Origin of the sequence: Nocardia sp. NBC_01388 (assembly GCF_045040085.1) — a bacterium.
Taxonomy (GTDB): domain Bacteria; phylum Actinomycetota; class Actinomycetes; order Mycobacteriales; family Mycobacteriaceae; genus Nocardia.
On sequence record NZ_CP109553.1, the window covers coordinates 3,585,800 to 3,604,136 of the forward strand.

At 66.5% G+C, this 18,337-nt stretch carries 19 protein-coding genes and 3 pseudogenes; 11 read left to right on the forward strand and 11 right to left on the reverse strand.

The genetic code is table 11. From position 1 onward, the window contains the following. Window positions 1-5: 5 nt before the first annotated feature. The 4 genes from OG716_RS17705 to OG716_RS17720 are packed head-to-tail and all read right to left on the reverse strand — an operon-like array spanning window position 6 to window position 2,768. Entirely contained in the window at window positions 6-818 is an 813-nt protein-coding gene (locus OG716_RS17705; protein ID WP_405138665.1) for an enoyl-CoA hydratase/isomerase family protein, read from the reverse strand. After that, a complete protein-coding gene (locus OG716_RS17710) occupies window positions 818-1,585 on the reverse strand; it encodes an enoyl-CoA hydratase/isomerase family protein (protein WP_405138666.1) in 768 nt (255 codons plus the stop codon). Before OG716_RS17710 ends, OG716_RS17705 begins: the two co-directional genes overlap by 1 nt. Further along, window positions 1,582-2,319 carry a 3-oxoacyl-ACP reductase FabG gene (gene fabG, locus OG716_RS17715; protein WP_405138667.1) on the reverse strand — a complete coding sequence of 246 codons (738 nt, stop codon included), beginning with the start codon at window positions 2,317-2,319 and terminating at the stop codon, window positions 1,582-1,584. The genes OG716_RS17710 and fabG overlap by 4 nt, the downstream gene beginning before the upstream one ends. Next, window positions 2,316-2,768: a MaoC family dehydratase gene (locus OG716_RS17720; RefSeq protein ID WP_405138668.1), complete on the reverse strand. Its 453-nt coding sequence runs from the start codon at window positions 2,766-2,768 to the stop codon at window positions 2,316-2,318. The genes fabG and OG716_RS17720 overlap by 4 nt, the downstream gene beginning before the upstream one ends. A gap of 126 nt (window positions 2,769-2,894) precedes the next feature. Between OG716_RS17720 and OG716_RS17725 the strand changes: the two genes are divergently transcribed. Beyond that, entirely contained in the window at window positions 2,895-3,539 is a 645-nt protein-coding gene (locus OG716_RS17725) for a TetR/AcrR family transcriptional regulator (RefSeq protein WP_405138669.1), read from the forward strand. Between the two features lie 33 nt (window positions 3,540-3,572). Here OG716_RS17725 and OG716_RS17730 read toward each other — a convergent pair whose 3' ends face one another. Together OG716_RS17730 and OG716_RS17735 are read right to left on the reverse strand one after the other, a co-directional pair. Next, the gene (locus OG716_RS17730; RefSeq protein WP_405138670.1) at window positions 3,573-4,382 is read right to left on the reverse strand and encodes an enoyl-CoA hydratase/isomerase family protein; all 810 of its coding nucleotides are present in this window, start codon (window positions 4,380-4,382) and stop codon (window positions 3,573-3,575) included. 3 nt (window positions 4,383-4,385) lie between these two features. Continuing rightward, window positions 4,386-5,237, reverse strand: coding sequence for a PaaI family thioesterase (locus OG716_RS17735; RefSeq protein ID WP_405138671.1), 852 nt, complete (start codon window positions 5,235-5,237; stop codon window positions 4,386-4,388). Between the two features lie 88 nt (window positions 5,238-5,325). Here OG716_RS17735 and OG716_RS17740 point away from each other — a divergent pair, with 88 nt between their 5' ends. From OG716_RS17740 to OG716_RS17755, 4 genes are read left to right on the forward strand one after another with little or no spacing between them, the layout of a single operon-like run. Then, on the forward strand, window positions 5,326-6,123 hold the full coding sequence (locus OG716_RS17740; protein ID WP_405138672.1) for an SDR family NAD(P)-dependent oxidoreductase: 798 nt from the start codon (window positions 5,326-5,328) through the stop codon (window positions 6,121-6,123). A 2-nt stretch (window positions 6,124-6,125) separates the two neighbouring features. Then, complete coding sequence (locus OG716_RS17745; RefSeq protein WP_405138673.1) at window positions 6,126-6,728, forward strand: TetR/AcrR family transcriptional regulator; 603 nt, start codon at window positions 6,126-6,128, stop codon at window positions 6,726-6,728. A gap of 35 nt (window positions 6,729-6,763) precedes the next feature. Further along, the gene (locus tag OG716_RS17750) at window positions 6,764-7,915 is read left to right on the forward strand and encodes an acetyl-CoA C-acetyltransferase (protein ID WP_405138674.1); all 1,152 of its coding nucleotides are present in this window, start codon (window positions 6,764-6,766) and stop codon (window positions 7,913-7,915) included. Between the two features lie 3 nt (window positions 7,916-7,918). Continuing rightward, window positions 7,919-9,079 (forward strand): acyl-CoA dehydrogenase family protein, encoded by a 1,161-nt coding sequence (locus OG716_RS17755; RefSeq protein ID WP_405138675.1) that lies wholly within the window; start codon window positions 7,919-7,921, stop codon window positions 9,077-9,079. Between the two features lie 7 nt (window positions 9,080-9,086). Here the strand turns inward: OG716_RS17755 and OG716_RS17760 are convergent. Further along, window positions 9,087-9,462: pseudogene (locus OG716_RS17760) on the reverse strand (SDR family NAD(P)-dependent oxidoreductase); the annotation flags it as partial. A gap of 512 nt (window positions 9,463-9,974) precedes the next feature. Between OG716_RS17760 and OG716_RS17765 the strand changes: the two are divergent. Next, a pseudogene (locus tag OG716_RS17765) lies at window positions 9,975-10,301 on the forward strand (acyl-ACP desaturase); the annotation flags it as partial. Between the two features lie 61 nt (window positions 10,302-10,362). Here the strand turns inward: OG716_RS17765 and OG716_RS17770 are convergent. Next, window positions 10,363-11,808 carry an MFS transporter gene (locus tag OG716_RS17770; RefSeq protein WP_405138676.1) on the reverse strand — a complete coding sequence of 482 codons (1,446 nt, stop codon included), beginning with the start codon at window positions 11,806-11,808 and terminating at the stop codon, window positions 10,363-10,365. A gap of 125 nt (window positions 11,809-11,933) precedes the next feature. Between OG716_RS17770 and OG716_RS17775 the strand changes: the two genes are divergently transcribed. The 5 genes from OG716_RS17775 (at window position 11,934) to OG716_RS17795 (ending at window position 15,970) form a co-directional block, all read left to right on the forward strand. After that, window positions 11,934-12,518, forward strand: a complete 585-nt coding sequence (locus OG716_RS17775; protein ID WP_405138677.1) for a TetR/AcrR family transcriptional regulator — start codon at window positions 11,934-11,936, stop codon at window positions 12,516-12,518. 103 nt (window positions 12,519-12,621) lie between these two features. Next, window positions 12,622-13,494 carry an SAM-dependent methyltransferase gene (locus tag OG716_RS17780; protein ID WP_405138678.1) on the forward strand — a complete coding sequence of 291 codons (873 nt, stop codon included), beginning with the start codon at window positions 12,622-12,624 and terminating at the stop codon, window positions 13,492-13,494. A gap of 207 nt (window positions 13,495-13,701) precedes the next feature. Beyond that, on the forward strand, window positions 13,702-14,085 hold the full coding sequence (locus OG716_RS17785; protein WP_405138679.1) for a hypothetical protein: 384 nt from the start codon (window positions 13,702-13,704) through the stop codon (window positions 14,083-14,085). Window positions 14,086-14,213: 128 nt separating this feature from the next. Further along, window positions 14,214-15,425, forward strand: coding sequence for a serine hydrolase domain-containing protein (locus OG716_RS17790; RefSeq protein WP_405138680.1), 1,212 nt, complete (start codon window positions 14,214-14,216; stop codon window positions 15,423-15,425). Between the two features lie 143 nt (window positions 15,426-15,568). After that, on the forward strand, window positions 15,569-15,970 hold the full coding sequence (locus OG716_RS17795; RefSeq protein WP_405138681.1) for a hypothetical protein: 402 nt from the start codon (window positions 15,569-15,571) through the stop codon (window positions 15,968-15,970). A gap of 127 nt (window positions 15,971-16,097) precedes the next feature. On the opposite strand, the gene OG716_RS17800 is transcribed toward OG716_RS17795, so the two are convergent. The 3 genes and pseudogenes from OG716_RS17800 to OG716_RS17810 all read right to left on the reverse strand — a co-directional run. Continuing rightward, entirely contained in the window at window positions 16,098-17,057 is a 960-nt protein-coding gene (locus OG716_RS17800; protein ID WP_405138682.1) for an SDR family NAD(P)-dependent oxidoreductase, read from the reverse strand. Window positions 17,058-17,165: 108 nt separating this feature from the next. Further along, window positions 17,166-17,786, reverse strand: a complete 621-nt coding sequence (locus tag OG716_RS17805; RefSeq protein ID WP_405140322.1) for a hypothetical protein — start codon at window positions 17,784-17,786, stop codon at window positions 17,166-17,168. Beyond that, a pseudogene (locus OG716_RS17810) lies at window positions 17,776-18,273 on the reverse strand (serine/threonine-protein kinase); the annotation flags it as partial. The pseudogene OG716_RS17810 and the gene OG716_RS17805, both read right to left, overlap by 11 nt. Between the last annotated feature and the right edge of the window lie 64 nt (window positions 18,274-18,337).

Here is an 18,337-nt window from a genome sequence, read left to right on the forward strand (position 1 = left end):
CAAAGTCATTCGCCCCGGAACTTCGGTTCACGCCGTTCGATCACGGCGGCGAGCCCTTCGCGGGAATCCGCGGTGCCGGACAGCTCAGAGACGGTGCGTGCTTCCTCCGGCAGGCGATCGGCGAGCGTCGCACCGAGGCCACCCCAGACGAGTCGCTTCGTCGCACCGATCGCTTTCGGTGCGGTGCCGAGGAATTGCCGGGCGTAGGCCAGCGCTTCCTGCTCGAGTTCCGCTGCTGGTACGACCTTTGTCAGCAGTCCGATATCGAGCGCCTCCGCGGCATCGAGCACGGGATTGGTGAGCAGGATGTGCAGGGCGCGACGCAGGCCGACCAGCTGGGTCAGCGTCACCGAAACACCCGCATCCGGAGCCATCCCGACGCGCACAGCTCCGGACATGAATTTCGCGGAATCCGCGGCGATCACGAAGTCCGAGGCGCAGACCAGCCCGAATCCCCCACCTCCGGCGGCGAATCCGTGGACAGCGGCGATGACCGGGGGATTGAGTTGTGTGAGTGCGGCCACCGCGATCTGCAACCAGGCCGTGGCCTCGCGCAGATAATCCGGCAGCTGCTCACCTTTGGAGGCAAAGACCTTGATATTGCCGCCGGCACAGAAGTTCCGCCCCGCACCGGAGAGCACCACCGCGCGCACCCGGGGCTCACCGTGCACCCGCAGAATCGCCGCATGCAGCGCCTGCAGGAACGGCACATCCATACCGTTGGAGGTTTCCGGACTGTTGAGCAGCAACCGGGCGATGCCGTCGGCGTCGATATCCAGCCGAACCAGATCGGAGATTATTTGCACCCGCTCGGGCATTATTTGCTCCCGCGATCCGTGGTGAACGAGGCGATTCCGGCTCCTGCCGTCGCACCCGAAAGATGGTCGAGCACTGCGTCGAATTCGAGATCGAGACCTTCGGTGAGCGGCAGGCTCAGACCTGTGCCGACCAGATGCTTGATCTTCGCCAGTGCCGCACGATCCTTGGAGGCCAGCCGCCGGGCGAATGCTGTGACTGCGGTATCGAATTCGGCGGCCGCCAGCTTGCGATAGGCCAGGCCCCAGGCCATCACCTCATCGGCCGAGAGGCGGTCACCGGTGAGGATGTGCGCCAGCGCGCGCTGGCGGCCGACCAGCCGGGGCAGGCGCTGACTGCCGCCACCACCGGGTATCTGGCCGAAGCGCGAATGGGTATCCGCGACCACCGCGGTCTCGTGGATCAGGACGATATCGGCGGCTTGCATGAGCTCGAATCCGCCTGCCATGGCGTAACCCTCGACCGCACACACCACCGGTACGGGCAGAGTGGCAATGGCATCGCACGCCGCGCGGAAGTTGGTGAACAGCGGCGCCATGGCTGCCCGGCCCTGCGCCCGCAATTGCTCTAGTTCCCAGAAATCGCCACCGACACAGAAGTTTCCGCCGCTACCACGAATCACGATCACATCGCCGGCAGCGGCCAGCGTCAGCAGCTCGGCATGCAGTCGCGCACCCAATTCGACCGAGATGGCATTCATCTGCTCGGGCCGATTGAGGGTAATGGTGGCGACCCCGTCCGATACCTCGGTCAGCACAATATCGCTCACATCAATCGACCCCCGCCCACCTCGAGCACCGCGCCGGTCGTATAGCTGGACAGATCGGAGGCGAGATACAGTGCGGCGCCGGCGACTTCGCGGGGCTCACCGGCGCGCTTCATCGGAATCGCGGCCTCGCGCTCGGCGAAGATCTCGGGCTGCATGGCCTCGGTCATGGCGGTGCGAATCAGGCCGGGCTGGATCGCATTGACCCGGACCCCCTTGTGCGCCAATTCTTTTGCGCTCGCCTTGGTCATGCCGACAATGCCGGCCTTGGCGGCGCTGTAGTTGGTCTGCCCCGGATTGCCCGACTTTCCGGACAGCGAAGACATATTGATGATCGAGCCGCCACCGGCGTCGCGCATGACCGCCGACGCAGCGCGCACACCCAGCCAGGTGCCGCGCAGGTGGACGGCGATGACGGTATCGAAGTCGGCCACGGTCATCTTCCGCAGCGAGGCGTCGCGGGTGACCCCGGCATTGTTCACGAAGGCATCCAGGCGACCCGACCAGCGCACGGCCTCATCCACCAGGCGCTGGACCGAATCCTCGTCGGTCACATCGCAGCCCACGCCGATGGCCCGAGCCCCGACCAGTTCGGCGGCGGATCGCGCACCGGCCTCATGGATATCGGCCAGCACCACCGCCGCACCGTGCTCGTGGAACAGCTGTGCGACAGCGAGTCCGATGCCACCCGCCGCGCCGGTCACCACGGCCGTCTTCCCGCTGAGCAGGCCCGTCATGCGAGGAACCGGGCGATCGATTCGGCGACACACGCGGGCTTGGCCGCGCCCTCGATCTCGATGGTGGTGCTGAACTTCGCCTGGATACCGCCGGGCACCTCGGTCACCGATTCGATCGTGGTGGTGCCGCGCACCCGGGAGCCCACCGGCACCGGAGCGATGAAGCGCACCTTGTCGAAGCCGTAATTGACTGCCATCGTGAGGTTTTCGATCCGATAGAGCTCGTGATTGAGCACCGGCAGCAGCGAGAGCGTCAGCAATCCGTGCGCGATGGTCGACTTGAACGGTCCATCCGCGGCCTGTGCCGGATCGGTGTGGATCCACTGGTGATCCCCCGTCGCATCGGCGAACCTGTTGATGCGGTCCTGATCGATGTCGAGCCATTCGGTGGTCCCGAGACATGTCCCCTCGGCGGCGGCGAACTCTTGGATGTTGGCGAAAACCTGCACGTCATCACTCCTGCCTGAATTTGAATCTAATATAGATTAGAAGATGTGAGTGGTCAACGACACATCACCGGACGCCCGGGGGGCGCGCTGTCCGAGCAGGGCCCGACCTGGCCCTATAGTCGTCCCGTGGCCAGGAAATCAGCTTCAGCACCGACCGACGACAGCATCGAGACCGGTGCCGAGTCGAAGGCGGTGCGCACCCGGAAGCGCATTCTCGACGCGGCCGCATACGTGCTGAGCCGCAAGGGATATGCCGGCACCCGGCTGTCGGAGGTGGCGGAGATCGCCGAGCTGCAGGCTCCGGCGATCTACTACTACTTCCCCTCCAAGGACGATCTGGTCGAGGAGGTCATGTGGGCGGGCATCGCCGATATGAATGTCCACGTGGGCGGCGTACTGGCCGAGGTGCCCGCCGAGGTCCGGCCCATCGACCGCATTCTGGTCGCGGTCGAGGCGCATATGCGGCACGAGCTCGAGATCTCGGACTACACCACGGCTTCCATTCGCAATGCCGGTCAGGTTCCCGAGAAGATTCGGGTGCGGCAGCTGGAGGAGGAGGCCAAGTACGGCAAGATGTGGCGCGCCCTGTTCGATGACGCCGTGGCCGCCGGCGAATTGCGGTCCGGGCTCGATCCGGTCATTGCCCGCATGCTCGTTCTCGGCGCGCTGAATTGGGCGGCCGAATGGTGGACGCCCGAGCGCGGATCGCTCGATACCGTGGTGCGGACCGCGCAGGATATCGTCCGCAATGGGCTCAGCCCGGGCCGCTAGCGACTGCTTGCAGGTCGCTCGAAACGGTGCCGCTCAGCGGCCCTCGAATGTGGGGCTGCGCTTGGCCGCGAAGGATTCGATCGCGTGCGTGGCGTCGGCCGAATTGCCGGTTGCGGCAAGCGCTTCGGACTCTTCGACGAGCTGTTCGGAGAGGGTGTTGTCCCAGGACGCCCGTAGCAACGCGCGCATTTGACCGAAGGCCTTCGTCGGCCCGGCGGCAAGTTCACGAGCCAGGTCTTCGGCGCGATGCGTGAGTTCATCGTGTGGTACCACCTCCGTGATGAGCCCCCATTCAACGGCCTCGCGCGCATCGAGAACCTTGTTCAGCAAATACATTTCGGCGGCGCGGCGCGGACCGACCAGACGCGGCAGGAACCAGGTTCCACCGCCGTCACCGGAGATCCCGATCGCGGCGTACCCGGTGGCGAACTTGGTGCGCTCGGCCGCGAGCACGAAGTCGGCGATATACACCAGGCCGAGTCCACCACCGGCCACCGAACCGTGGGCGGCGGTGACAATCGGCGGGTCCAGCCTGCTCAGAATGCGGAAGGCCTCGTGGAGCGGACCGGTCATGCGCCGGAACAGATCTCCATAGGGCTGCGCGCATTCGGTGAAGTAGCGAATATCGCCGCCGACGGTCAGCGCCGGTCCATTGCCCTTGATCAGGACCGCGCGAATATCGCGGTCGGCGGCGCAGCGCCGGGCGACGATCAGCAGCTCTTCGGCGAGCTGCAGGTCCATCGCATTGCGCGCCGCCGGACGGTTCAGGCAGATGGTGGCGATGCCGTCGGCCACGGTGTATTCGATGGTCTCGAGCGGTCCGCCCTCGGCTACGACACCCATGGCTCACACTCCTGTTCGCAGCATCGTGCATGCCGCTCTGGCAATCGGCTGTTGTGAACTGCCCTGGTAGACAGTCGCGTTCGCGGCCACGATCCGCTGTCCGGCGCGTTCGACGACGGCATCCGCCGTCACCGGCACATTGCCGAGCAGACCGGGGCGATGGAAGGTGATATCCACTCCGAGCGTCCGCACCGGACCGGCCGCCGCGCCCGCGGCCTCCGCCAGCGCGAGTCCGGCCAAGGCGACCGGAATACCGCCGTGCAGAATGCCGTACGGGTTGGCCATCCACCCCGCGGGCCGCAGCACGAATCGGGTTTCCCCCGGGCCGCCGGCGGCGGGCTCCGCACCCAACCGCACGGCGAGCGAATCCGTCTCGGGCACAGTCAGTTCCGATCCGGCGCCGACAACCGGCTGCACGGAACCGGGAACGATAATGAATCGCCCGGTCACCTCCGCGACCAGGGTTCCCGCCTCATCGGTGATCCGCCCGCTCGCCAGGACCGAATGCGCACCGATCTCGACGACCTCCCCGGTGGCCACAATGCGATGGCCACCGCGCAATCCGCCTGCACCGACCTGCATATGCAGCGACAGCGTACGAATTCCGACATCGGGGACGAGCGCCGATTGCACCGCACGCCCGGTGACAAAATCCGCGAGCGGACCGAGCCAGCCGATCGGCAACTCCCCCGCGCTTCCTGCGGGCAAACGCTGCTCGACGGCGATTCGCTCGGGACCGTGGCCGATCTGGCGGACACCGAAGCGATCCTCCGGCCCGAGGTTCGGGAATCCGGCCACCTCCGCGGCTCGCGCCACCGGATCGGCCGCGGCAATCGCGGACAGCTCCACCGTCATAGGACCTCCCTGTCACATACCAGCCTTGCTTATTGAATTGAATATAGATTAAATTAAGCCGCAGGCAACAACGAAGGGGTACGACCGCATGGATCTTCAGCTGCACAACGCGCGCGTGCTCGTCACCGGCGGCGGCTCCAATATCGGCCGGGGCATCGTGCACGGCTTCGCCCGCGAAGGCGCGCGCATAGTGATCAGCGATATCGATGGGCCGCAGGCCGAGAAGGTGCGGGCGGAGGCGCTGGAACTGGGCGCCGCGGCCGTCGAGGTCACCGCGGGTGATCTCACTCTCGACGGCGTCGCACAGGAGGCGGTCGATCGCGCGGTACAGCACTGGGGCGGGCTCGATGTGCTGGTCAACAATGCGGGCTGGAGTGTGCCCGGCTTCATTGCCGAGGACACCGACCGCGCGAAATGGCAGCGCACCATCGAGATCAATCTCTACACCGCCATTGCCGCCACCCAGGCAGCGATTCCCGCCATGCGCGAGACAGGCTCCGGCGCAATCGTTTTCATTGCCAGTGATGCCGCCTTCGGGCAGATCCGCCAGGGCATCTACGGTGCGACCAAGGCCGGGTTGATCGCCCTGGCGCGCACCACCGCTCGCGAGCACGGCCGCCACGGCATTCGCTCCAATGTCGTATGCCCCGGCCTGGTCATCCCCGACGGGCCCGATGCGGTCGGGCCGAGCAGCCTGTGGGCGGTCGGCCAGGACGCGGTCTTCAACGAGAAGCAGATCGAGTTCCTGCGCAAGGACATTCCGCTGCGCCGGCTCACCACCGCCGAGGACATCGCCAATTCGGTGCTCTGGGTGTCCTCCGGCAGTGCCGCGCGCCAGGTCACCGGTCAGGTGTTCTCGGTCAGCGGCGGATACACGATGCCGTAGCGATGGCCAGGCCGGCGAGGAATCCGGGCAATGGCAGCCGCGACCGCATTCTGGCGGCCGCCGCGGCTGTGCTGACCGAAAAGGGTTATGCGGCAGCGCGACTCACCGATATCGCCGAGGTCGCGCAGTTGCGCGCACCCGCCGTGTACTACTACTTCGATTCGCGGGAGGCCCTGGTCGCCGAGGTGATGATCGTCGGGCAGCAATGGCTGCGGCGGCACGTCACCGAGGCGCTCGATGCCCTGCCACCCGGTACCGCGGCCCTGGACCGGGTCTGCACCGCCGTCGACGCGCATCTGCGAGTCGAGCTGGAACTCTCCGACTTCGCCACCGCCGTCACCCGCAATGCCGGGCAGCTGCCCGCCGATGTGCGCACGCAGGTCGGCCGGGAAAGCGCGCAGTACCACGCCATTTGGCGCGCGCTCATCAGCGAGGGTCAGTCCGACGGCTCGATCCGCACCGATATCGATCCACGCTCGGCCCGCATGCTGATCATCGGCGCCTTGAACTGGGCGCCCGAATGGTGGCATGCCACAGCACAATCCATCGATCTGCTGATCAGCACCGCACAGTCGTTCATTCGCGCCGGCCTGTCCGCGCCCTGAACTCCACCACCGCACACCATCACCGGAGGAAATCCATGCCCGAGGCCTATATCGTCGACGCCGTTCGCACGCCGGTCGGCCGCCGCAAGGGCGGCTTCACCGACACCCATCCGGCCGATCTCGGCGCCCATGTCATTCGTGAGCTGGTCGAGCGCGGCGACTTCGATCCGGCCGCCATCGACGATGTGATCTACGGGTGCCTGGACGCGATCGGTTCACAGGCGGGCGATATCGCGCGCACCGCCGCGCTCGCGGCCGGGCTGCCGGAGACCGTTCCCGGTGTCACCATCGATCGGCAGTGCGGATCCTCGCAGCAGGCAGTGCATTTCGCGGCGCAGGCCGTGATGAGCGGGACCTGTGATCTGATCATCGCCGGTGGTGTGCAGAAGATGACTCAGTACCCGATCCTCAGTTCGTTCACCGCGGGCGAGCCCTTCGGCGCGACCGATCCGTGGACCGGGTCCAAGGGGTGGGCAGCACGCTACGGCACTGCCGAAGTCTCCCAATTCCGCAGTGCGGAAACGATTGCCGAACAGTGGGATATCTCGCGGGAGGATATGGAGCGCTTCGCTCTGGAGAGTCATACGCGCGCCGTTCGGGCCCGCGACGAGGGGCGGTTCGATCGCGAGATCTCCGCATTCGACGGGGTGACCCGGGACGAGGGGCCGCGCCCTGACACCACGCTGGAAAAGATGGCCTCGCTGCCGGCACTGGTCCCCGGCGGACGGGTCACCGCGGCGGTCTGCAGCCAGATCTCCGATGCGTCCTCGGCCGTGCTGATCGCGTCCGAGGCGGCGGTCGAGGCACACGGGTTCACCCCGCGCGCCCGCATCCATCACCTGTCGGTACTTGGCGCCGATCCGGTGAACCTTTTGACCGCACCGATTCCCGCAACCCGGCGCGCGCTCGCCAAGACCGGTCTGACCATGGCCGATATCGACCTCACCGAGATCAATGAGGCCTTCGCCTCGGTGGTCCTGGCGTGGTCGCACGAGCTGAAGGCCGATCCGGCGAAGGTCAATGTGAACGGCGGCGCCATCGCCCTCGGGCATCCGCTCGGTGCGTCGGGCACCCGGCTCATGATCACCCTGCTGCACGAACTCGAGCGCACCGGCGGCCGCTACGGGTTGCAGACCATGTGCGAGGGCGGCGGTCAGGCCAATGTCACCATTATCGAACGGCTCTGAGCCATGGACCGCGACTTCTACACCGAGGACCACGAACTCTATCGGCAGACGGTGCGCGAGTTCCTGATTCGCGAGGTGATTCCGCACCGCGAGCGCTGGGACGAGGAACGCTGGATCGATCGGACCGCCTTCACGGCGGCCGCGAAAGCGGGGATCTACGCCTTGCAGATTCCCGAACAGTACGGCGGCGCAGGCGAACTAGACTACCGCTATCGAATGGTCGTGTGCGAGGAGGTCTCTCGTGCGCACGCACTGTCCTTCGCGCTGACGCTGGCGCTGCAGGACGATCTGGTGCTGCACTATCTGCTCGATCTGACCACCGAGGAGCAGCAGCAGCGCTGGCTGCCGGGCTTCGCCACCGGCGAGATCATCGGCGCGCTGGCCATGACCGAACCGGGGGCGGGCAGCGATCTGCAGGGGATCCGGACCGAGGCGCGACAGGACGGTGAGGACTGGATCCTCCACGGGCAGAAGACATTCATCTCGAGCGGTATCATGGCCGATGTGGTGATCGTGGCGGCCCGCACCGATCCGGCCGGCGGTACCGGGGCCTTCACGCTCTTTGTCGTCGAGCGGGATATGCCCGGCTTCGAGCGGGGTCGCAAGCTCGCGAAGATCGGACTGCCGGGCCAGGACACCGCCGAACTGTTCTTCGACAATGTGCGGGTGCCGAGCGCCAATGTGCTCGGCGGTGTCGGACGCGGACTGCAGAATCTGATGAGCCATCTGCCCCGGGAACGACTCGGGATCAGCGCCGGGGCCATTGCACTGTCCCGGGCGATCTTCGAGGTGACGCGCGAATACTGCTTCACCCGAACGGCATTCGGCAAACCCATCGGCGATAACCAGCATGTGCGCTTCGAACTCGCCGAGATGGCCACCGAACTGGATATCGTCGAAGCCTACGTCGACAAGTCGGTGCGCGCCTACAACGCGGGCACGCTGACGCCCGTCGACGCGGCAAAGGGCAAGTGGTACACCAGTGAACTGCAGAAGCGGGTCGTCGATCGCTGTCTGCAACTGCACGGCGGGTACGGGTACATGTCGGAGTATCCGGTGGGCCGCGCGTACACCGATACCCGCGTGCAAACGATCTACGCGGGCACGACCGAGATCATGAAGGAGATCATCGGACGCGATCTTTCTCGAAAGCCGTTGGGCTGAGCGGGGTTCAGATACCGGCGGCACGGATCAAAGCGTCGGCCAGGCGCGGTGAAACGGTGGAGACCAGGCGCAGCGCGGCGGCGTAGGTGGGGTACAGCTCGACCGGGCGATCGCGGATCGCGGTGAGTACCCACTGCGCGGCCTGCTCGGGAGTCAGCGTGGATTGGGGGTCGGAGTCGCCGGTGGGGCTGATCATGGGAGTGCGCACCAGCGGGAATCCGATTGTGGTGACCGCGATTCCGGTGCCGTGGCATTCGGCGCCGAGGCTGCGGCCGAAGGCCGAGAGCGCGGCCTTGGAGGCGTGGTAGGCGGTGAACTTGGGGCATCACTCCGGCGGTGGTGCCCCAGGTGCCGATATTGATGATGCGGCCTCGACCAGCCTCGCGCAGCTCAATCCGGTGTCAAAGGTGCGGACGGAAGGCTGCAGTGGTGAGCGGTGCGGGAACCAAAGGTGCGCCGCGGGCGCAGCGGGAGGCGCAGATCCTCGAATAGCCCGTGTCCCGTTTGTGCCAACCCACCGACGCGCCGTGCCATCCACTCCCCTCGGTTCGACGTCGGCCCCCACGTCCGTGAGACTTCTTGTGACCGGCAGAGATTCACCAGCAATGGCGATCGCCGCCCGGTCTGCTCCGGGCACGGTGCGGCGCACCGCAAGCGTGCAGATATCGGGGAATGCGCTGGTCGTCGCGGCAACGCAGACTGCTTGCGATGATGGCGCACGATCCGATGGTGCCCAGCGGGACGCTGATACACAGCGCCGGTGGCCGGAACACGAAACGGTCCGGGAGTCGACCCCTCGACTCCCGGACCGTTGCCCAATCTCCCCGTGTGAGCTACATCAAGGTTCCGCCCGTCGGGACTTTTGCCTCTAACGAACACCGACATTCCCTGGTGCGCGGCCCTGGATCTGGTCCCGGACCAAGCCGTGGAAGCCATCGACACCATTGTCGAGAACTTCCAGATGCCCGGCGCGGGCATGCCGAACTTCCGCCGCAACGGCGTCCTGATGGCCGAACACGGCGTCTACGACCTGCGCCAGCACCTCGAAGACGTCCTCATGCCCGTGGTCCGCCAATGGAACATCTTCGGTCGCAACGACTTCACCGCCCGCGGCGAACAAGCCCGCGAACGCCTATCCCGTTTCCTCGACGATATACAGCACGTGAGGATCCCCCGCTTCGAGGAACAGCGCGACCGCGCCCGGGACAGAGCTCGCGCCTGAGCTCCCGGTACAGGCCATCCGCCCGGCCGGTGCCGGCCAGGCGGATGGAGCGTGCGCGTATTCAGCTGGCGGAGCGGGCGTTTCGGAAGGTCAGGGCGACAGCGAAGGTCAGGGTTGCGATGGCTGCGGCCGCGGTGAAGGCGGTGGTGATGCCGGTGACCAGGGCGTGCTGGGCCGAGCCGCCGGCGCTGCGGGATGCGGTGCCGAAGATGGTGACCAGGATGGCCAGGCCCAGGGAGGCGCCGGTTTGCTGAAGGGTTTGCAGTGCGCCGCCGGCGGCCCCGGCGTCGTGGGGTTCGACGTTCGACATGATGATCACATTGAGGGGCGAAACCGCCAGGCCGAGACCGAAACCCATCAGGAGCATGGCCACGAACAGCAGTGGGAAATAGCCGCTGTCGGCCGTCAATTGAGTCAGCAGTACGAGTCCGGCGACCATCGATGCGGTGCCGGTCATGGCCAGGGGCTTCGGGCCGAAGCGCGGGAGTAGGCGCGGAATGGTGCGGATCATGGTGAACATCAGCAGGGCGGTGGGCAGGAAGGCGAAACCTGTTGCCAGAGCGCTCAATCCGAGGACATCCTGCAGGAACTGGGTGAGGAAGAAGAACATCGACATGCCTGCCATGGGCGCCAGGAACATGCTCGCGTAGGCAGCGGCGCGATTGCGGTCGGCGAACAAGCGCAGGGGCAGTAGCGGTTGGGCCGTGCGCGATTCGATGACGAGGAAGACGGCGATCAGGATGGCGCCGGCCGCGAGGGAGATATCGGTTGTCGCAGTGCCCCAGCCGTCCGACGCGGCGCTGATGAAGCCGTAGACCAGTGCGGCCACACCGGTGGTTGCGGTGATCGCGCCGGGCAGATCCAGATGCGCGGATTGCCGCTCGGCCCTGGGCAGATAGCGCAGCGCCAATGCCACCACCGCCAGCCCGAAGGGCACATTGATGAACAGCACCGATCGCCAGCTCAGCCATTCGGTCAGCAGGCCGCCGACAATGAGGCCGATAGCGAAACCGGCACTGGACATTCCGGAGAACAGCGCCAGTACACGGATTCGGGCTTTGGGTTCACGGAAGGTGGTGGTCAGCAGTGCGAGCGTGCTGGGCCCGGCCATCGCCGCGCCGATGCCCTGCACCACACGTGCGATGAGCAGCCAGGTCGCCGACGGCGCGAGACCGCCCGCGAGCGAGGCCACGGTGAACAAGGTGGCGCCGGCGATGAAGAGATTGCGGCGGCCGAACAGATCGCCGGCGCGCCCGCCGAGCAGCAGCAGTCCGCCGAAAACCAGCGTGTAGGCGTTCATGACCCAGGACAGGCTGGTGGCGGTGAAATGCAGATCGGCTTGAATGCGCGGCAGCGCCACATTCATCACCGTGACGTCCAGGACGATCATCAATTGGCAGGTCAGCAGCGTGGCCAGCACAATGTTCGATCGAAATCGGCTTGATTCGGGGGGTGTGGAGACAACGGTGTCCGCGACAGCATTGTTCGAAGAAAGTGTGGTCGGCAAGGAACGCTCCATCGAATGAAATCAAAACGGAGGATGCCTCCGTTTCTATAGAGCTATCATATGGAGGGATCCTCCACTTCCGCAAGTCTATCCGGAGGGTTCATCCGTTTTCTACTGGAGGGTCCGTGGAAGCACCGCCGACGGGAAAGCCGATGCGCGCCGATGCGCGGCGCAACTATGAGCGGATCGTGTCGGCCGCTCAGGAGGCATTCGCCGAGCTGGGTCCCGACGCACCGCTGGAAGAGATCGCGCGCCGCACGGGCGTCGGCATCGGCACGCTGTACCGGCACTTTCCGAATCGGGAAGTGCTGATCGAGGCCGTCTACCGCTCCAGCATCGAGCAGCTGAGCGCGCGCGCCCACGAGCTGCTCGAAAAGCACACGGCCGACAAGGCATTCGAGATCTGGCTACGGGAACAGGTGGGGTGGGTGATGGCCAATCGCGTCCTCGCCACCACCCTGAAGGCCGGTATGGACCACAACACACCGACCTTCATGCTGTGCCGGACGGCGATCACCGGGGCAGCGTCCGCCGTACTACAGGCCGCGCAGGACGCGGGCGCGATCCGCCGGGATATCGAACCCCGGGATGTGCTCCGGTTCGGCCACGGGATCGGCGTGGCCTGCGAAACCACGCCCGAGGCGGCGGAACGACTGCTCGCGGTGACGCTCGCGGGCCTGCGCGTGGCGCCGACCGAGGTTCAACCCTGATTTCAGGAGGCGAAAACCGCTGCGGCGGTTGATTCGTGGAGGATTCTCGCGGTCCCGGTGCGCTGGAATGCCCGTGCGCGCCGCAATCGGTACGTTGGCGAGCATGCGAACCGATGGAGATTCCTGGGATATCAATACCGGTGTCGGATCCACGGCATTGTTCGTCGCGGCGGCCCGCGCACTGGCCGGCCGGGCGGCCGATGCACCGGCGCACGACCCGCTCGCCGAGATCTTCGTGCGGGCGGCCGGCCCGGAGTGGGTCGACCTGCTCGAGGGCCGTGTGCCCGGCCATCCACTGCTGACCCCCGACTTCGGGATGCAGTTCCAGCAGCATCAAATCGCCCGCACCCGCTACTTCGACGATTTCCTGAACGCCGCCGCGGCCACCGGCATCCGGCAGGTGGTGATCCTGGCCGCCGGCCTGGACGCCCGCGCATACCGCCTGCCGTGGCCCGACGGGACCGTGGTCTACGAACTGGACCGCCCACAGGTACTGGAATTCAAACGCGAAACTCTCACCGAGGCGGGCCACAAGCCGCGCGCACAGCGCCATGAGGTGCCGGTGGACCTGCGCGAAGACTGGCCGAACGCCCTGTGCGAGAACGGCTTCGACCCATCCCTGCCCAGCGCCTGGCTGGTCGAGGGCCTGCTGATCTACCTGCCCCCGGCCGCACAGGACCAGCTGTTCGACGCCATCGACGCACTCAGCGCCCCCGGCAGCCGGATCGCGATCGAGCAGATGGATCCGCTGCCCGAAGCGGCCGCCACCGCCATGGCCGACAGCGACGGCGGCTCGGACTGGGTGCGCCTGATCTACAACGAGCCCCGCAGCGAAGCCACCGCATGGTTCGGCGCCCGCGGCTGGACCGGCGAACGCGTCTACCTCACCGACTACCTCCAGGAACTCGGCCGGCCCCTCGCCGACGGCGTCCAACAGCAATCATTGATCAACCTGGTCACCGTCGTACGTCCCTGATCCGGCGGCGGGAACGCCCCGCCGCTCGGCCCGCACCGCGCTGCGTGTCGCAGGGCTCATTCGCGCCCGGATCGCGGCGCGGCCGGGTCGCCGGGCACCGATTCGGTAACCGATTGCAGCGCTGGAATAGTCGACCATAGTGGTCTACCGCGACAGTGCGGTCGCCACCACCACTTCGGTGACATGGGCTATTCGGGAGAGGCATCGGTGGGGGACAGCAGCAATACGGCCGGGGAGGGCGAGCAGCTCGACGTCGAAGCGGTGGTCGCCGCGCTGATTGCCGCGCACAACCGCGGCGATCATGCGCTGGCGCTGGAAAGCAGTTGTGGCGCATTGCGATCCGAGCTCGAGCAGATACCGGCTGAGGTTTTCGCCGAACAGGCCCGTCGCGATCTCGAGCGACGGGGATCGGGCATGCTCTGGGGTGTTGTATCAGTCACACTCATGCCGCCGAGGGGATCACTGACAGCGTTCATTCGCTACACCACCGAACCCGATAAGAAGGGCGATCGGTACCTGTTCACTCTGGCGAAGGCCGACAGTTGGCGCGTCTGCGATCGGCCGGTACCGCAGGCGGACGTGCGGCGGTAGGCAGCAGCCGCCAGTCGGGGGCGACCCATTGCCTGCGTCGAATGGGCGCGGTTACAGTGAGTTAGCAAGATGCTTGCAGTTGTTAGCACCGACTTTGCTGTGAGCGCGACAGACAAAGGAGTCTGACTATGGCGGCTGCACACGCGTCGATGGTGATCGATGACCGGTTCACGACGGTCGCGGCGAAGTTCTTCCATATGTTCCGCCGGAAACGGCAGGGCGGCGGGGGGCTGTCGGTGTATCTGCACGGTGAGCCGGTGCTGGATATCTGGTCGGGGTGGGCGGCACCGGATCGGCGCTGGCAGGCCGACACCATCGCACTGTCGTACTCCACGGGCAAGGGTGTCGCCGCGACTGTCGCGAACCGCCTGATCGACAGTGGCGTACTGGAATTGGATGCTCCGGTCGCGACCTACTGGCCGGAGTTCGCCGCAAACGGTAAGGCCGACATCACGATTCGCGATGTGCTCAGCCATCGCGCCGGACTGCAGCGCATTCGCGATCTGCTACCCGATGCGCACCAGCTGCTCGACCACGACCTGGTGGCAGCGGCCATCGCCACCGCCGCACCGGATCCCCTGCGCCTGCGCGCCTCCGGCTATCACGCCATCACCTTCGGCACCCTCATCGCCGAGATCGCTCAGCGCGCCACCGGTCGCGACTTCCGCGATGTGCTGCGCGGCGAAGTGGCAGAACCCCTCGGCGACAATGACTTCTGGTTCGGCGTCCCCGAAGATCAGCGTCACCGCATCGCCACGCTGGGTCCGCGCCTCGGCGTCGCCCGCATACCGATCGATACCCTCATCGCGCCCTTCGCCGGCGTCCGGCAGGTCCGCTCCGCCCGCAGCGCGGTCTATGACGGCTGGGCCGATATGACCACCGGACAGCGCCCGTACGACGCCATGATGCCCGGCTGGAACGGCACCTTCACCGCCCGTGCGCTCGGCAAGATGTATGGCGCCCTGGCCAATGACGGCCAACTGGGCCAGCGCCGCCTGCTGCGCTCCGAAACCGCGGCGGCCATTGCCCATATGCCCGCGAACAGCCGCTACGACTATGTCCTCGGCGCCGCACCACAATTCGCCCGCGGCTACCACCGCGCGATCGTCGGCACCCGCCTCACCCGCCGCGCCTTCGGCCACTTCGGCCTGGGTGGTTCCGGCGCGCTCGCCATCCCCGCCCTCGGGCTCTCCGTCGCCTTCGTCACCAACCACCTCGGCAGCATTCCGACCTCGGTGGCCGACACCCGGCTCCCGCTCCTCGCGGGCGCGGCACAGCGCGCGGCGCTGGAAGCAGCCGGCGCGAGCGCGGCACCGGCACGCTACGCACAAGCGGGTTAGGAAGTCCGGCGCGGATGGTCGACGGTGGCCATCCGCCCGCTACGCCGCCGCTTCCTGTGAGGTTCCTGGATATGCATACAGAACGAACCCACGCGCACTAGCCTCCGAAACACATTCGTTTCAGATGATTGAGGACCCCCTATATGCGCAAGTCACTCTGGGTCAGCGGGCTCGCTCTCGCCGCTACCGCCGTATTGAGCTCGACCGGTACCGCGAGCGCGGCCGGTACCAGCATGAGCACCGACTCCATCTTCAATGTCGGCACCGATATCCAGGCGGGCACCTACACCACCACCACCGCTCTCACCACCTGCGCCTGGGCGCGACTGTCGGCGCTCACCCCCAGCGCCACCGCGGTGCTGCAGACCGGCGGGGCGGTGAACGGCTCGGCGAGCGTCACCATCCAGTCGACCGATATCGCGTTCTTCACCACCGGCTGCGGCACCTGGAACCTGCAGGTTTCGACCGGATCCTCGAGTCTGGGCAGCGGCAGCGCCGGCGGGCTGCTGTCCGGCCTGCTGGCGGGCACCGGATCGTCCTCCTGAGCCGAAACCGATGACGCGGCAACCGCATTCGCGGTGAGGCGCGCACATCGCGAAGACCGGCCGGTCCATCACGAACCTGTGATGGACCGGCCGTTTCTCATGTGGGAGCTCAGTCGTGTGCGGGAGCTCAGTTGTGCGCGGGCACGATCACGGCATCGGCGACGACCGGTTCCACCTGCGGCGCAGGCGCTTTCGCGAGACCCGGATCGGGCATCCTGCGGTGCAGTTCGCTCAGCCCGCGACGAGCCACACCGGGCAGCAGCAGGTTGAACCACAGCGACAGCGCGCCGTGCAGGTTCTCCAGATGGGCGGGACGGCGCACGATGGCGTCGGACAGCATATCCACCGCGGCCTCGGCCGACAGCGTCTTGTAGCCGCTCCAGCCCAGCGAGGCGCTCATATCGGTGGCGACCAGCGGCAGCCGCACATCCGTGAAAGAGATTCCATCGGAAAGGCATTCGACCGCCGCCACCCGCATGACCGCCTCCAGTGCGGCCTTGGAGCCGAGGTAGGAGGAGAACCGGGGCACATCGGTGATCACGCCCAGCGAGGAACTCGACACGATATGCCCGGAACCACGGCGGCGCATCTCCGGCAGGAACCGCAGCATCAGCCCGACCGGACCGAAGTAGTTGATCCGCATGGTGCGTTCGAAATCGTGCAGGCGGTGTTCGGAACTGGCGATCGAACGCCAGATGGAACGGCCCGCATTGTTGACCAGGATATCGGGCGCACCGAACTCGACGAGCACCTGATCGGCGAGCTTGTCGATGCCCTCGGCGGTGGACAGATCCGAGGTGAGCGCGAACGCCCGCCCGCCCCGCTCGCCGATCTCGGCGACCAGCTGATCCAATTCGCTTGTGCGGCGGGCCGTCACGATGACGGTCGCGCCCTCGTCCGCAATCCGCAGCGCCAGTGCGCGGCCGATACCGCTGGACGCTCCGGTGATGAGCACCGTCTTACCCTCGACCCGCTCACGCAGCGTCGGACCCCACGGCAGTGGCAACCGCTGCGGCACTGTCAGGACATTCACTACCTTCCGGACCAACTCGATCTGGACTCCCGCAATGACCTTACGAACGCTCATCAACGCACTACCCATACTTCCCTGAAACCGAATCTCACTGCGACGCGATCGTATTCGATCTTCGTGACCTGAGGGCTACCAGCGACCACGCGGCAGACGCCGGCTGCGTCACTCGCCGAGCGCGTAGACCACGGCGTCCGCGCTCGACATGTCTTCGCCGGCCTGGCTCGCGGCCGCGAATCCCGCTGTACCCAGCGCCGATTCGGCAACCCGGACGCACTCGACATGACTGGCCATCAGATTCGGCAGCGAGATCGGCCGGCTGCTCGCCGCGGCGCCCCGCGCGGTCGCGGCACCCATGAGCACCGCGGCACGCTCCGGATCGCCGGTGTCGCAGGCGATCCAGGCCAGGGCCTCCAGACACATGGCGGTGCCGACCGGATCGTCCATCAGCCGGGCCGGGCGGGTGAGCGCTTCACCCAAAAGTTCCGTGGCCCGGCCTGATTCACCGCTGTGCCACTGCAGTACCGCCATGGACCATTGCGCATAGGATCGGCCCACCGATTCGCCTCGCGATTCGGTGATCTCCAAAACCTTTGTGTAGCAATCGCGTGCCTGGTCGGTGGCCCCGGACAGCGCGTGGCACAGGCCCAGAATGATCAGCGCCCCGACCAACGAGGCGACTCGCTGCTGCCGGCCGAATTCCGCCACCGCATAGGTCAGCAGGGCGCGGGCGCGCGGAATCTGCCCGCCACTGTAGGCGAGAAAGCCTGCCGCATAAGCCGCCATCGCCGTAATCGGTGCGCAGAATATTGCCGGGCTTGATGGCGCGGTGCAGCACGCCGAGACGGTGGACGGTTTCGAGCGCAGCGGCTAACCGAACACCCAGTCGGAGAATGTCTTCCACGGGAAGCGGTCCGATGGTCCGGATTCTCGCGTCGAGTGAGCCCTGGGCGCGGTACTGCATGACGATGTACGGACGTCCGCCGGTGGTGGTCCCGACCTCCAGCGCATCGAACACATTGGGGTGGCCGGTCAGTCGTCCCATCGCACGCTGTTCCCGGAGGAATCGCTCCCGGTTCTCGGCGTCGAGATCGGCGGTGAGCACCTTGACCGCAACCGTCCGGTCCAGGGCAGGCCGGCCGCAGCGATACACGACCCCGAACCCACCCCGCCCGATTTCCTCGACCTGCTCGAACCCCGCCGACTCGAGCTCAGCGAGCAGTGACGAGGCCACGTGGTCACGCTGCGTGTCGAACGGCTCGGGATCGATCATCGGCTACCAGGATCTATCGGGGACTCTCACCATATCGCTGTCCCAGTGGCCGCCGTGACCCTGA

Excerpts from the sequence above, each read along its gene's own strand:
- OG716_RS17755 (WP_405138675.1), top strand. The coding sequence starts at position 7,919 with ATGGACCGCGACTTCTACACCGAGGACCACGAACTCTATCGGCAGACG.
- OG716_RS17795 (WP_405138681.1), top strand. The coding sequence starts at position 15,569 with ATGCGCAAGTCACTCTGGGTCAGCGGGCTCGCTCTCGCCGCTACCGCC.
- OG716_RS17705 (WP_405138665.1), bottom strand. The coding sequence starts at position 818 with ATGCCCGAGCGGGTGCAAATAATCTCCGATCTGGTTCGGCTGGATATC.
- OG716_RS17740 (WP_405138672.1), top strand. The coding sequence starts at position 5,326 with ATGGATCTTCAGCTGCACAACGCGCGCGTGCTCGTCACCGGCGGCGGC.
- OG716_RS17805 (WP_405140322.1), bottom strand. The coding sequence starts at position 17,786 with ATGGCGGCTTATGCGGCAGGCTTTCTCGCCTACAGTGGCGGGCAGATT.
- OG716_RS17800 (WP_405138682.1), bottom strand. The coding sequence starts at position 17,057 with ATGAGCGTTCGTAAGGTCATTGCGGGAGTCCAGATCGAGTTGGTCCGG.
- OG716_RS17730 (WP_405138670.1), bottom strand. The coding sequence starts at position 4,382 with ATGGGTGTCGTAGCCGAGGGCGGACCGCTCGAGACCATCGAATACACC.
- OG716_RS17780 (WP_405138678.1), top strand. The coding sequence starts at position 12,622 with ATGCGAACCGATGGAGATTCCTGGGATATCAATACCGGTGTCGGATCC.
- OG716_RS17790 (WP_405138680.1), top strand. The coding sequence starts at position 14,214 with ATGGCGGCTGCACACGCGTCGATGGTGATCGATGACCGGTTCACGACG.
- OG716_RS17735 (WP_405138671.1), bottom strand. The coding sequence starts at position 5,237 with ATGACGGTGGAGCTGTCCGCGATTGCCGCGGCCGATCCGGTGGCGCGA.
- OG716_RS17745 (WP_405138673.1), top strand. The coding sequence starts at position 6,126 with ATGGCCAGGCCGGCGAGGAATCCGGGCAATGGCAGCCGCGACCGCATT.
- OG716_RS17750 (WP_405138674.1), top strand. The coding sequence starts at position 6,764 with ATGCCCGAGGCCTATATCGTCGACGCCGTTCGCACGCCGGTCGGCCGC.
- fabG (WP_405138667.1), bottom strand. The coding sequence starts at position 2,319 with ATGACGGGCCTGCTCAGCGGGAAGACGGCCGTGGTGACCGGCGCGGCG.